14 protein-coding genes are annotated in these 12,426 nt (G+C 71.2%); 6 read left to right on the plus strand and 8 right to left on the minus strand.

The annotated features are described in order from the left end of the window. Window positions 1-56: 56 nt before the first annotated feature. Together mqnE and ACY34K_RS04670 are read right to left on the minus strand one after the other, a co-directional pair. Window positions 57-1,220, minus strand: a complete 1,164-nt coding sequence (gene mqnE, locus ACY34K_RS04665) for an aminofutalosine synthase MqnE (RefSeq protein WP_462743936.1) — start codon at window positions 1,218-1,220, stop codon at window positions 57-59. A gap of 92 nt (window positions 1,221-1,312) precedes the next feature. After that, window positions 1,313-1,765, minus strand: coding sequence for an Lrp/AsnC family transcriptional regulator (locus ACY34K_RS04670; RefSeq protein ID WP_462743938.1), 453 nt, complete (start codon window positions 1,763-1,765; stop codon window positions 1,313-1,315). A 114-nt stretch (window positions 1,766-1,879) separates the two neighbouring features. On the opposite strand from ACY34K_RS04670, the gene ACY34K_RS04675 reads away from it, so the two are divergent. Continuing rightward, window positions 1,880-2,035 carry a hypothetical protein gene (locus ACY34K_RS04675; RefSeq protein ID WP_462743940.1) on the plus strand — a complete coding sequence of 52 codons (156 nt, stop codon included), beginning with the start codon at window positions 1,880-1,882 and terminating at the stop codon, window positions 2,033-2,035. 5 nt (window positions 2,036-2,040) lie between these two features. On the opposite strand, the gene ACY34K_RS04680 is transcribed toward ACY34K_RS04675, so the two are convergent. Next, window positions 2,041-2,748: a UbiX family flavin prenyltransferase gene (locus ACY34K_RS04680; protein ID WP_462743942.1), complete on the minus strand. Its 708-nt coding sequence runs from the start codon at window positions 2,746-2,748 to the stop codon at window positions 2,041-2,043. A 92-nt stretch (window positions 2,749-2,840) separates the two neighbouring features. Here ACY34K_RS04680 and ACY34K_RS04685 point away from each other — a divergent pair, with 92 nt between their 5' ends. Next, a complete protein-coding gene (locus tag ACY34K_RS04685) occupies window positions 2,841-3,458 on the plus strand; it encodes a rhomboid family intramembrane serine protease (RefSeq protein ID WP_462743944.1) in 618 nt (205 codons plus the stop codon). Here the strand turns inward: ACY34K_RS04685 and ACY34K_RS04690 are convergent. The 4 genes from ACY34K_RS04690 to ACY34K_RS04705 form a co-directional block, all read right to left on the minus strand. Continuing rightward, window positions 3,445-4,014 carry a Uma2 family endonuclease gene (locus tag ACY34K_RS04690; RefSeq protein ID WP_462743946.1) on the minus strand — a complete coding sequence of 190 codons (570 nt, stop codon included), beginning with the start codon at window positions 4,012-4,014 and terminating at the stop codon, window positions 3,445-3,447. The two genes, ACY34K_RS04685 and ACY34K_RS04690, sit on opposite strands and share 14 nt — an antisense overlap. 94 nt (window positions 4,015-4,108) lie before the next feature. Further along, complete coding sequence (mqnP, locus tag ACY34K_RS04695) at window positions 4,109-5,032, minus strand: menaquinone biosynthesis prenyltransferase MqnP (RefSeq protein WP_462743948.1); 924 nt, start codon at window positions 5,030-5,032, stop codon at window positions 4,109-4,111. Continuing rightward, window positions 5,029-5,499, minus strand: coding sequence for a hypothetical protein (locus ACY34K_RS04700; RefSeq protein WP_462743950.1), 471 nt, complete (start codon window positions 5,497-5,499; stop codon window positions 5,029-5,031). Before ACY34K_RS04700 ends, mqnP begins: the two co-directional genes overlap by 4 nt. Continuing rightward, a complete protein-coding gene (locus tag ACY34K_RS04705; RefSeq protein ID WP_462743952.1) occupies window positions 5,496-6,947 on the minus strand; it encodes a menaquinone biosynthesis decarboxylase in 1,452 nt (483 codons plus the stop codon). The genes ACY34K_RS04700 and ACY34K_RS04705 overlap by 4 nt, the downstream gene beginning before the upstream one ends. Before the next feature lie 169 nt (window positions 6,948-7,116). On the opposite strand from ACY34K_RS04705, the gene ACY34K_RS04710 reads away from it, so the two are divergent. Together ACY34K_RS04710 and ACY34K_RS04715 are read left to right on the plus strand one after the other, a co-directional pair. After that, the gene (locus ACY34K_RS04710) at window positions 7,117-7,509 is read left to right on the plus strand and encodes a PLD nuclease N-terminal domain-containing protein (protein ID WP_462743954.1); all 393 of its coding nucleotides are present in this window, start codon (window positions 7,117-7,119) and stop codon (window positions 7,507-7,509) included. Between the two features lie 4 nt (window positions 7,510-7,513). Next, a complete protein-coding gene (locus ACY34K_RS04715; protein ID WP_462743956.1) occupies window positions 7,514-8,395 on the plus strand; it encodes a LysR family transcriptional regulator in 882 nt (293 codons plus the stop codon). On the opposite strand, the gene ACY34K_RS04720 is transcribed toward ACY34K_RS04715, so the two are convergent. Beyond that, entirely contained in the window at window positions 8,301-9,221 is a 921-nt protein-coding gene (locus tag ACY34K_RS04720) for a DMT family transporter (protein WP_462743958.1), read from the minus strand. The genes ACY34K_RS04715 and ACY34K_RS04720 overlap by 95 nt on opposite strands. Before the next feature lie 123 nt (window positions 9,222-9,344). Between ACY34K_RS04720 and ACY34K_RS04725 the strand changes: the two genes are divergently transcribed. Continuing rightward, window positions 9,345-10,283, plus strand: a complete 939-nt coding sequence (locus tag ACY34K_RS04725) for an isopenicillin N synthase family dioxygenase (RefSeq protein ID WP_462743960.1) — start codon at window positions 9,345-9,347, stop codon at window positions 10,281-10,283. Between the two features lie 76 nt (window positions 10,284-10,359). After that, window positions 10,360-12,423: a hypothetical protein gene (locus ACY34K_RS04730; protein ID WP_462743962.1), complete on the plus strand. Its 2,064-nt coding sequence runs from the start codon at window positions 10,360-10,362 to the stop codon at window positions 12,421-12,423. Window positions 12,424-12,426 lie beyond the last annotated feature (3 nt).

The raw sequence follows: 12,426 nt of genomic DNA on the forward strand, positions 1-12,426 counted from the left end.
CGGCTGATTCGGCCACCCGCCAGGGTGCCTGCGCGGGGCCTCACGGGCCCACCCGATCAGAGGCGCATGGGCTGGGGAGCCTCGCGGCGGTCGGCGTCGGGGCCCGGGTACTCGCGGATGACCTCGTACCGCGTGTTCCGCTCGACCGGGCGGAAACCGGCGTCGCGGATCAGGTCCAGCAGGTCGTCGCGGGTCAGCTTGTTCGGCGTGCCGTAGTTGTCCGCGTCGTGCGTGATCTTGTACTCGACGACCGAGCCGTCCATGTCGTCGGCGCCGTGCTGGAGCGCGAGCTGGGCGGTCTGCACACCGTGCATGACCCAGAAGACCTTGACGTGCTGGATGTTGTCGAAGAGCAGCCGGGAGACGGCGAAGGTCTTCAGCGCCTCCGCTCCGGTGGCCATGGTGGTGCGCGCCTGGAGCCGGTTGCGGATCTTGCCGTCCTGCATGTCGACGAAGTCGTGCTGGTAGCGCAGCGGGATGAAGACCTGGAAGCCACCGGTCTCGTCCTGCAGCTCACGCAGCCGCAGCACGTGGTCGACCCGGTGGCGGGGCTCCTCGATGTGGCCGTACAGCATCGTGCACGGGGTCTTGAGCCCCTTCTCGTGCGCGAGACGGTGGATCCGCGACCAGTCCTCCCAGTGGGTGCGGTGGTCCACGATGTGCTGGCGGACCTCCCAGTCGAAGATCTCCGCGCCGCCGCCGGTCAGCGACTCCAGACCGGCCTCGATGAGTTCGTCGAGGATCTCGGAGGCCGTGAGCCCGGAGATCGTCTCGAAGTGGTGGATCTCCGTCGCGGTGAAGGCCTTCAGCGAGACGTTCGGCAGGGCCTTCTTCAGCTCGCTGAGGGAGCGCGGGTAGTAGCGCCAGGGGAGGTTGGGGTGGAGCCCGTTGACGATGTGCAGCTCGGTGAGGTTCTCGTTCTCCATCGCCTTGGCGAGGCGGACGGCCTCCTCGATGCGCATGGTGTACGCGTCCTTCTCGCCCGGCTTGCGCTGGAACGAGCAGTAGGCGCACGACGCGGTGCACACGTTCGTCATGTTGAGGTGGCGGTTGACGTTGAAGTGGACGACGTCACCGTTCTTGCGGGTCCTGACTTCGTGCGCCAGGCCGCCGAGCCAGGCCAGGTCGTCGGACTCGTACAGCGCGATGCCGTCCTCGCGGGTCAGCCGCTCACCGGCCCGGACCTTCTGCTCCAGCTCGCGCTTGAGTCCCGCGTCCATGCGGCCGCCTCCCAATCTCTACGTAAAACGGGCTCCACCACCGTACTCCCCCGCACTTCACGGGCGGGGGGACCCCCAGGTCGCCGCGCGCCCTACTCCTCGGGCAGATCGCCGACGCGGTTCTCCCACTTGGTGGAGAGCACGATCGTGGTCCGGGTGCGGGAGACGCCCTTGGTCCCCGACAGCCTGCGGATCGTCTTCTCCAGTCCGTCCACGTCGCTCGCCCGCACCTTGAGCATGTACGAGTCGTCTCCCGCGATGAACCAGCAGTCCTCGATCTCCGCGAGGTCCCGCAGCCGGCGCGCGACGTCCTCGTGGTCGGCGGCGTCCGAGAGTGAGATGCCGATCAGCGCCGTGACGCCGAGGCCCAGCGAGGCGGAGTCGACGGTGGCGCGGTAGCCGGTGATGACCCCCGCCGCCTCCAGACGGTTGATGCGGTCCGTGACGGAGGGCCCGGAGAGCCCCACGAGCCGACCGAGCTCGGCGTACGAAGCCCTGCCGTTCTCCCGCAGAGCCTGGATGAGCTGCCTATCCACGGCGTCCATATGCCTGAAGCCTTCCATTGTCCAGCGAAACCGCGCGTACGAGTGTAGAATCTAAGGCACACAGGGCCGACACCCTGTGAATCTTTCAGATGATCAAAGACGATCCTTCAGGAGATGAAACTCATCGTGTACACGATCGAGATGGCCTACGCCCACATGCGCTCGCTGCAGGAGCTGGCCAACCGCTCGCGTGCCCACCAGCCGGCCGCCGCCCGGCGCGCCGACAGGGTCGCCGCCCGCGCGACCTCGCAGCGCGCGCGCAAGCGCTGACCCGGCTACTCATCACGAGAGCTCCCCCTCGCTCCGCCGGGGGCACCCCCACCGAGCTCTCCCTTCCAACGGCGGTACAGCTGGTGCGGCACACCCGCCGCGTCCAGCACCCGCCCCGCGACGAAGTCCACCAGATCCTGGATGTGCGTCGCCCCCGCGTAGAACGCCGGAGAGGCGGGCAGCACCACGGCGCCCGCCTCGTCCAGCGCCACCAGATGCTTGAGTGTCTGCCCGTTCAGCGGAGTCTCCCGCACCGCGACGACCAGGGTGCGCCGCTCCTTCAGCGTCACGCTCGCCGTCCGCTGCAGCAGGTCCTTCGACAGCCCGAGCGCCACGCCGGCCACGCACGCCGTGGACGCCGGCACGATCAGCATCCCCTTGACGGGGTACGAACCCGACGACGGCCCGGCGGCCAGATCACCCGCCGGCCAGTACCGCACGTCGTCCACGTCCACCACGTCCACGTCGAACGTGCCGGGCTTCCCGTCCGCGCCCCGGGACAGCCATGCCCTCAGGTCCTCGCGCCAGTGCGCGTCCCGGAAGGCGATGCCCGTCTCGTCCAGCAGCGTCAGCCGCGACGCCCGGGACACCACCAGATCCACGCTCTCCCTCGCGGCGATCAGCCCGCGCAGCACGGCGGCGGCGTAAGGGGTTCCCGACGCCCCCGACACCCCGACGACCCACGGACGACGCTGCGCTGATACCGGCTCCACGCGGCTGAGCCTATCCGGCCGAGCCGGTGCGGAACCGACTAAGGTGGCCCGGACGTTTCCGGGGGGAGACGCGCGACACCGCGGGGGCTGCCATGACACGGACGAGGAGCGGCGACGTCACCGAATGGCGCGGCGCCGACAGGGTCAGGGCCGCGGCCACGTTGTTGCTCGTGTGGGTGGCACTGCTGTGGGCGCTGGAGATCCTTGACCTGGTGACCGGCCACGCCCTCGACACCTACGGCCTCACGCCCCGCGACCTCGGCGAACTGCGCGACGTCGTGCCATCGGCCTTCCTCCACTTCGGCTTCGGACACCTCGCGGCCAACACGGTGCCGCTGCTCGTCCTCGGCTTCCTCGCCGCGCTCGGCGGGATTCGCCGCTTCCTCGCCGTCGCCGCGATGATCGTCGTGATCGACGGCCTGGGCGTCTGGCTCGTGTCCCCGTCGTACAGCAACACCGCGGGCGCGTCCGGACTGATCTTCGGCCTCTTCGGCTATCTGGTGGCGCGCGGCTTCGTCGACCGCAAGCCGCTGGACATCGGCGTCGGCGTGATGATCGCCGCGCTGTGGGGCAGCACGATCCTGCTCGGCATCTCGCCCACCCAGTCCGGCGTGAGCTGGCAGGGCCATCTCTTCGGCCTGCTGGCGGGCGTGGCGGCCGCCTTCGTGTTCCGCCGCCCCCGGACGGCTCCGGGGATCACGGCCGGCTGACGCCCGGGTCCACGGGCAGCTCGGCGGTGTCGACGGTCAGCTTGCCCAGTCCGGTCTCCACCACGACCTGGTCGCCGTACCGGATCTCGTCCCGGCCGCGGTAGCCGTCCGGACCCGGGTTCCACAGGGTGACCAGGTGGCCCCTGCGCGGATCGAAGATCAGGTAATTCCCGATGCCCCGACGCGCGTACTCACGGTTCTTGATCTCGTAGTCGTTGCGCACGCTGCTCGGCGATACCACCTCGGCCGCCAGCTCGATCAGGTCCGCCGGGTAGACGCTGAGGTTGCGCGACTCTTCCACGGCGGGGATGACCGCAAGGTCGGGGCAGAACTCGAAGTCCTCACTGAACGGGAAGGCCACGTCACTCACGCATTCCCATTCGGGGGCCAACTGCGGCTCCAACTGGTTCCAGACCAGCCGAATCGTCTTGGCGTGGAACGCCTTCACCGGACTCATCACGATGTTGCCCTCGACAATCTCCGTCCGGTACCCCGGGAACATGTCCTCGAACCGGCTGAGCTGCGAGTGCAGGCGGTCGCTCTCCGAGATGGTCACGTCGGCCTCCCTTCCTGCACTCGATGGTAGGCCGCACGGTAGTGACGGGGTCAGACCTCGAACGAGAAGATCGGGCGAAGCACACACGATCGAGCTACACCGTGAGGCCCCGGACCAGCAGGTCGAGCAGAGCACACACGAACAGGGCGATACCGATGAAGCCGTTGACCGTGAAGAACGCCCGGTTCAGGCGGGACAGGTCGTGCGGGCGCACGATCGTGTGTTCGTAGAGGAACGCCGCCACGACGATCACCAGGCCCGCCCAGAAGAAGACGCCCGCGTCCGTCGCCAGGGCGTACCAGACCAGCAGGGCCGTCGTGACGGCGTGGCTGGCACGGGCGCCCCAGAGTGCGGCGGGGACGCCGAAGCGGGCCGGGACCGACTTCACGCCCTCGGCGCGGTCGGCCTGGACGTCCTGGCAGGCGAAGATCAGGTCGAAGCCGCCGATCCACACGCCGACGGCCAGGCCGAGGATCACCGCGTCCCAGGACCAGGAGCCGGTGACCGCGAGCCAGGCCCCGACCGGGCCGATGGCCTGGGCCAGGCCGAGGATCGCGTGCGGGAAGTCGGTGAACCGCTTGCCGTAGGGGTAGACCACCATCGGCACGACGGCGACGGGCGCGAGCGCCAGGCAGAGCGGGTTCAGCAGCGCCGCGGCGCCCAGGAAGACCACCACGGCCACCAGGGCGCCGGTCCACGCGGAGCGGACGGAGACGGCTCCGGTGACCAGTTCCCGGCCGGCGGTACGCGGGTTCCTGGCGTCGATCTCGCGGTCGATGATCCGGTTGCAGGCCATGGCGAACGTCCGCAGGCCCACCATCGCGACCGTGACCAGCAGCAGCGTGAGCCAGTCGATCCGCCTGTCGAGCTGGTACATCGCGGTCAGCGAGGCGATGTAGGCGAAGGGCAGCGCGAAGACCGAGTGCTCGATCATCACCAGCCGCAGGAACGCCTTGACCTTCCCGGCCGGCCGCGGGGCGGCGCCCGGCCCCACGACCCCGTCGGTGGTCGTCATCATGCGAGGCTCCCGAGGAACGCGTCGATGTCGGCGAGGAGCCCGGCCGCCGGCACGGGTCCCGTCCGCACGGTGAGCGTCGCCTCCGGGTCGTCGGGCGGGGTGACGTGCGCCGTGAAGGCGTACGCGTCCGCGCCGGCCGGGGCGGCGTCCAGGCGCAGCACGGCACCGCCGTCCACGGTGAACGGCCCGGACGCCGCGGCGAGCTCGGCGCGCAGGCGCTCGGCGAAGCCGGCCGGTTCGGAGTCGCGTACACCGGGCAGCTCGAACCCGTCGCCGTCGCCGTCACTCTCGACGAGGACCGCCCAGACGTCCCCGGCGCCGGCGAACTCCTCGGGGGAGACGCCCGCCTGCTCGGCCGCGTACCGGACACCGTCGTCGCCGGGGTCGAGCGCCGGGCGCACCAGGGCCACGTAGTCGGTGTCAGTACCGATGAAGAGGGCCGGTCCGCCCACGTCCACGGCGCTCACAGGCCGTACTCCTTCCAGCGGCGGTCGACGAGCGCCGCCGTCGCCGGGTCCGACTCGACCATGTCGGGCCAGCCGCCGTCCCGGGTGTAGCCCTCCTCGGGCCACTTCCTCGTCGCGTCGACGCCCATCTTCCCGCCCCAGAACTGCTGGTAGGAGGCATGGTCGAGGTGGTCGACGGGACCTTCGGTGATCAACACGTCGCGGGCGTAGTCGACGTTGCCGAGCGCCCGCCACGACACCTCGTGGTAGTCGTGCACGTCGCAGTCGGCGTCGACGACCACGATCAGCTTCTCCAGGGAGAGCATGTGCGCGCCCCAGATGGCGCTCATGACCTTCTGCGCGTGCTTGGGGTACTTCTTGTCGATCGAGACGATGATGCAGTTGTGGAAGCCGCCGGACTCGGGCAGGTGGTAGTCCACGATGTCCGGCACGATGATCTTGAGCAGCGGCAGGAAGAACCGCTCCGTGGCCCGGCCGAGCGGACCGTCCTCCGTGGGCGGGCGGCCCACGACAATCGACTGGAGCAGCGGGCGCCGCCGCATCGTGACGCAGTCGATCTTCAGCGCGGGGAAGTCCTCCTGCGGCGTGTAGAAGCCGGTGTGGTCGCCGAACGGCCCCTCCGGGAGCATCTCGCCCGGCTCCAGCCAGCCCTCCAGGACGACCTCCGCGTCCGCCGGGACCTGCAGCGGCACCGTCTTGCAGTCGACCATTTCGACGCGCTTGCCCTGCAGGAAGCCCGCGAACAGGTACTCGTCGATGTCCTCCGGCAGCGGCGCCGTCGAGGCGTACGTCACGGCCGGGGGCGCCCCGAAGGCGATCGCGATCGGCAGCTTCTCACCGCGCCGGGCGGCCACCTGGTAGTGGTTGCGGCTGTCCTTGTGGATCTGCCAGTGCATGCCGATGGTGCGCTTGTCGTGGCGCTGCAGGCGGTACAGCCCGAGGTTGCGGATGCCGGTCTCGGGGTGCTTGGTGTGGGTCAGCCCCAGGTTGAAGAAGGAGCCGCCGTCCTTCGGCCAGGTGAACAGGGCGGGCAGCCGGTCGAGATCCACGTCGTCGCCGTGCAGGACCACCTCCTGCACGGGGGCGTCCTTCACCTTCTTCGGCGGTACGTGCGCCATGGCGCCGAGCTTGCCGAAGGCCTCGCGCACCCCGATGAAGCCCCTGGGGAGTTCCGGCTTGAGCAGCCCGGCGACCTTGTCGCTGATCTCGTCGTACGACTTCAGGCCCAGCGCCTTCAGCAGCCTGCGGTCGGTACCGAAGACGTTCATGGCCAGGGGCATGGAGGAGCCCTTGACGTTCTCGAAGAGGAGCGCCGGGCCGCCTGACTTCTGGACCCGGTCGACGATCTCCCCGACCTCCAGATACGGGTCGACTTCGGCCTTGATGCGCTTGAGGTCGCCCTCGCGCTCCAGCGCCCTGAGCAGCGAACGGAGATCGTCATAAGCCATGACCACAAGTATGTCCGAACCGTCCGTGTCGCCCCGCCCCGGGGCGGGCGGTGCCCGCCGGAGGTCCAGGGGTCGTCCCCGGGATGGCCCCACGGCCACCGGCTACTCTGGGCCTGTCACCGGGGCTGTCGAAACGCGGCCCGCCACTGCTCACAGGGGGCTGTCCGACATGTTCAGGGCACTGCTGTACATCCTGCCGCTGGCGCTGACGATCTATGCGTTCATCGACTGCCTGAACACCCCCGAGGACGAGGCCAAGCACCTGCCGAAGCTGGCCTGGATCTTCATCATCCTGCTCTTCTGGATCGTCGGTCCGATCGTCTGGTTCGCCGCCGGGAAGATGCGGCACGCCCCGGCCGGCGGCCGCACGCCGTCCGAGTGGCACCGCAACCACCGCCAGAAGTGGGTCGCCCCCGACGACAACCCCGAGTTCCTCAAGTCCCTCCGCGACGAGAACAAGAAGGACGAGGCGCTCCTCAAGGACTGGGAGGCCGACCTGCGCCGCCGCGAGGAGGAGCTGAAGAAGCGCGAGCAGGACGGCGACGAGCCCGAGAAGCCGTGACCCCGTGGAGATCCGCCTCCTGGTGACCTTCGAGAAGGTCGCCACCGTGCTCAGCTTCACGCGGGCCGCGGCCGAGCTGACGTACGCCCAGTCCAGCGTGACCGCCCAGATCCGCGCCCTGGAGTCGTCCCTCGGCGCCGAGCTCTTCGAGCGACTCGGCTCCCGTATCCGCCTCACCGAGTCCGGCGAACGCCTGCTGCCGTACGCCCGGCAGATCATCGAGCTCGCCGACGAGGCCAGGGCCGCGGTCGCGGCGAGCGACGAGCCGTCCGGCGCGATCGCCGTCGGCACCATGGAGTCGCTCACCTCCTACCGGCTGCCCCCGCTCCTGGAGCTCTTCCACCACCGCTATCCCCGGGTGCAGCTGGCGCTGCGCCCCACGCTCGGCGACGCCACCCGGCAGGCGCTGCGCCAGGGCACCTACGACCTCGGGCTCCTGATGGAACGGGAGACCGCGCACGAGGGCCTGGAGAGCGAGGTCCTCACGCAGGAGCCGCTGGTCCTGGTGTCCGCGCCGCGGCATCCGCTGGCCGGCCGGGCCGGGCTGACGGCCGCGGACCTGGCGTCGACGAGCCTGGTCGGAACGGAGCCGGGCTGCGCCTACCGGGACCTGTTCGAGGCGGAACTGGCTCCGCTCGGGCCCGCGTTCCTGGAGTTCGGCACGATCGAGGCCAGCAAGCGCGGGGTCGCCGCCGGGCTCGGGATCGCGCTGCTGCCCCGGATCACCGTCCGCGAGGAACTGGCGTCCGGGGCGCTGGTGGCGCTGGACTGGGAGCCGCCGTTCCGGCTCTTCACGCAGATCGCGTGGCGGCGGGGGAAGCGGCTTCCGGCACACGTCCGGCTGTTCGTGGAGCAGGCGCGGCGCCTCGTGCGAGAGTCACCTTGAGGCTCGCGAGGACGATCAGCGGGAGGCCGAGCGCCTGGACGAGGCCGATGTGGTGCCCGTACACGGCCCAGTCGGCGAGCATCGCGACGGCCGGGTAGGTGAAGGCGAGCACCGCGATCCTGTCGGTGGGCAGCTTCTGGTAAGCCGCGTACATCAGGACGTACATCAGGCCGGTGTGGATCACGCCGAGGCCGGCGAGCCAGGCCCAGCCGGTGCCGAGCCCGCTCGCGGCGGCGAGGTCCGCGAAGGGCAGCAGCAGGGGTATGCCGACCAGTACCTGGACGAGGGCGACGAGGTGCGGACGGACGCCGGTGATCCGTTTGGTCACCACGGTGGAGATCGCGTAGAAGACGGCGGCCAGCAGGGCGAACCCGAGTCCGGTGAGCGAGCCCGTGTCGCCCGGCCGGACCCCGGCGACGAGGACCAGTCCGGTGAAGGCGACGGCGAGCCAGCCGAGCTTGCCGGCGGTGATCCGCTCGCGCAGCAGCAGCGCGCCGAGCAGCACCACGTAGAAGGGCTGGGTGTGGTAGACGACGGTCGCGAAGGAGATCGACGTCGCCTCGTACGCCTCGAAGAGGAACACCCAGTTGAAGACGATGAACACGCCCCCGAGCGCGGCGAGCGCGAGCTTCCTCGCGGTGAGGCCGTGGTCCTTGAAGTACCCGCGGGCCAGGGCGTAGCCGCCGAGCGCCAGCGCCCCGAACAGGCAGCGGAAGAAGACCACGACGAACGGGGACGCCCCCGATTCGACGACGAAGATGCCGAGGGTGCCGGACAGCACCATCGCGAGGGTCAGCTCCACCGTGCCCTTGGTTTCGTTTCTCATGGCAGCGACGCTACGAACGGGGCCGGTATCCGGTCCACGAGCCAGTGGGGCGTCCTGCCGATGGGGTCATCGGCCCGGCCGATGACCCACGACGACCGCGCCTGCCCGCGGTGAGGAGAGCTGATGAGTACGACACACGGTGCGCGGATTCCGGCCGTCGACCTGCGGGCCTGGTCCGGCGGCGACGCCGCCGCGCGGGCCGGCGTCGAGCGGACCGTCGACGCGGCGCTGCGGAACGCCGGTTTCCTGCTGGTGACCGGGCACGGCGTGGACGAGGGGCTGCGGGCGGCGATCCGGGCGGCGGCGCGGGGCTTCTTCCTGCTGCCGGAGGAGGCCAAGCAGCCGTACGCGGTGAAGGTCGGCGGGCGGGGCTGGCTCGGGCCGGGCGCGGAGACCAACGCGTACGCGGAGGGCACCGAGACCCCGCCGGACCTGAAGGAGTCGCTGTCGTTCGCCTCCGAGGAGCCGACCGGCGACCCGCGGGTGGACGCCGAGTGGTTCCTGCCCAACACCTGGCCGGCCGAGACCCCGGAGCTGAGGCCGCTCGTGCAGGCGTACCTGGAACGGATGCGGGCGCTGTCGGACCGGCTGCTGGAGCTGCTGGGGGCGGCGCTCGGTGAGGGCGAGGACTTCTTCACCCGGCACACCGGCCACCCGACCTGGGGGTTCAACATCAACTGGTATCCGGGGCGGGACCGGCTCGGCGAGCCGCAGGAGGGTCAGTTCCGGATCGGTCCGCACACCGACTTCGGCACGGTGACGGTGCTGGACCGGCAGGCGGGCAAGGGCGGGCTCCAGGTGTTCACCGACGAGGGCGGCTGGGAGGACGCGCCGTACGCCCCGGACGCGTTCACCATCAACATCGGGGACCTGATGGCCCGCTGGACCGGCGGCCGCTGGCGGTCGGGCCGGCACCGGGTGCTGCCGCCGCCGGCGGACGCGCCGGCCGAGGAGCTGATGTCGCTGGTGTACTTCTACGAGTGCGACCCCGGCACCGATGTGCGGGGCGTCGACTCCCACACGTATCTGCGCGCGCAGCTCGACGCGATCACAACACCATGACGTAGTTGCCGGACCCCTCACGCGCTCAACGGTTCGAAAGTAACCTTGACTTGACGCTGAGTCACGGGGGGTGGCGGTGGACAGAGAGCTGTACGGCCGCGAGGCGGTTCTCGATGCGGGAGGTCTGGCCGCGCGCCTGACCGGCCTCACTCCGTACGGCTTCGCCCGGGCCGAGTACGAGCACGGCGACGATCCGCCCGTCACGGTCTTCACCGGCGGCCGCGGCATGGGCAAGACCGCCCTGCTCAAGCAGGTGCGCAACGCCTATCGCGGCGGGACCCCGCTGGCGCTGCTGGACTGCGCGCACATCGAGGCACCGGTCGACCACGGCCCCGGATGGAACCCCCTGACCGGTGCGCTCGCCGAGCTCGCCGTGCAGCTCGCGCCGCGGGTGCACACGGCGAAGGCGGTGCAGTTCCCCCGGCTCGCGCTCGGTCTCGCGGCGGTGGCCAGCATCAGCTGGTCGCAGGAGGACGACGAGCGGGCCAGGCGCGATCTGCAGCGGCTGGGCCCGGTCCTGGCGACCGTCGACGAGGCGAAGGGCGCCGCCACCACCTGGGTGTCGAAGGTCCTGGCGAAGCTGGCGGCCACGGCCGCGGAGTCCACCTCGCCCATGGCGGGGCTGCTCGCCGAGGCCACCGTGGAGACCGTCCTTGAAGAGGTGTTCGGCCGCTACCAGCGCAGGTCGGAAGCCTGGTACGGGACGTACCGGAACGCGGGCGGCAAGGGCAAGATCGGGCTGCACCAGCTTGCCGTGGACTTCGAGCAGGGCGGCCGCCGGCGCGCGGAGGCCGAGGGGTTCCTGGTGGGGGCGCTCGTCGAGGACGTGCGGCGGGCCTATCTGGGGCTGGCGAACCGCGGCACCCGCCGGGGCAGGCCCGTGATCCTGCTGGACAACGCGCATCTGCCGCTCGGGCGGCGGCTCGTCGAGCCGGTCCTGCGGGACCGCAGCGCCGGCCGCCGCGACCAGCTCGTGGTGTTCGCCGCGTCCCGCGACGGCGACCACGAGGGGCTGCGCCGCGCCACCCGCCACCGGCTGCCCGAGGTGGCGCACCGGGCGCCGTGCCCGCGCGGGCCGGACATCACCTCCGGCATCCTCGCGGTGGAACTCACCCCGCTGAGCCCGGCCCAGACCCGCGGTGTCTTCGACCGGTACGACCCGGCCGGGCGGGCACCGGCCGAACTGCCGCGCGCGGTCCACCGGCTGACCGGCGGCCGGCCGCTCGGGGTGGCACTGCTGGCCCGGGCCACGGGCGGGACGCCCGCGCCCGAGCGGGCCGCGCTGACACCGGGCGCGCTGCTGGACCTGACGGTGGAGCTGCGCGAGGACAGCCCTGCCGTCCCGGTCGCCGGGACGCTCCTGACGGAGCTGCTGCCGGAGCTGCGCCCGCAGGCGGCGGCGGTGCTGGCCGCCGCCTACGACGAGGAGTCGGCGCGGGTGCTGGCCCGGACCCGGCTGCGCGCCGAGTCCCTCGACGGCGACCTGGTGCTGCGGGTGCGGGACGCACTGCGGTCCGACGGCTGGCAGGCCGGTCCCGACCACTTCGTCGGCGACCCGCTGCTGCGGGCGCTGCTGCTGCACCGGCTGCGTTTCCACGACGACGACGCGCCGGAGTACGCGGCCTGGCGGGCCGTCCACGAGACGCTGCACCGGCACTACGGCCCCGGGCCCACCCCGCACCGCCTGCGGCAGGAGCTGGCGCTCGGCCGGACCGAGGATGCGGTGACGTGGCTGCGGCTGTCCTTCCCGGACGCCGACGTACGAGGCTGGCTGCGACGGCTGCGGTTCAACACCTCCGCGCCCCACCCCCGCGAGCGGCACCGTACCGGACCCGATCCGCGCCGGGCGGTGGCCCTGGGGCAGGACCCGGGCGGGCCGTTGCCGGACGGTCTCGACGCCGGGGCCACCGGACTGCATCTGTGCGTACGGCGGCTGTTGCACGCGGTGTGGCTGCTGACCGACCCGCTCGCCCTGCCCGACGACGAGGTGATCGAGAAGATGGCGCACGAGCTGCGCCACCTCTCCGGCCGTCATCTGACCGGCAACAGCCCACTGTGGGACGCGGCCACGCAGTGGCCGACGGACATCCGTGCCTGGCGGGCGCCGTCGGTGCCGCCGGGGCGGGAGGACGGAGTCTGACCA

It is taken from the genome of Streptomyces sp. STAM6, from assembly GCF_054963715.1.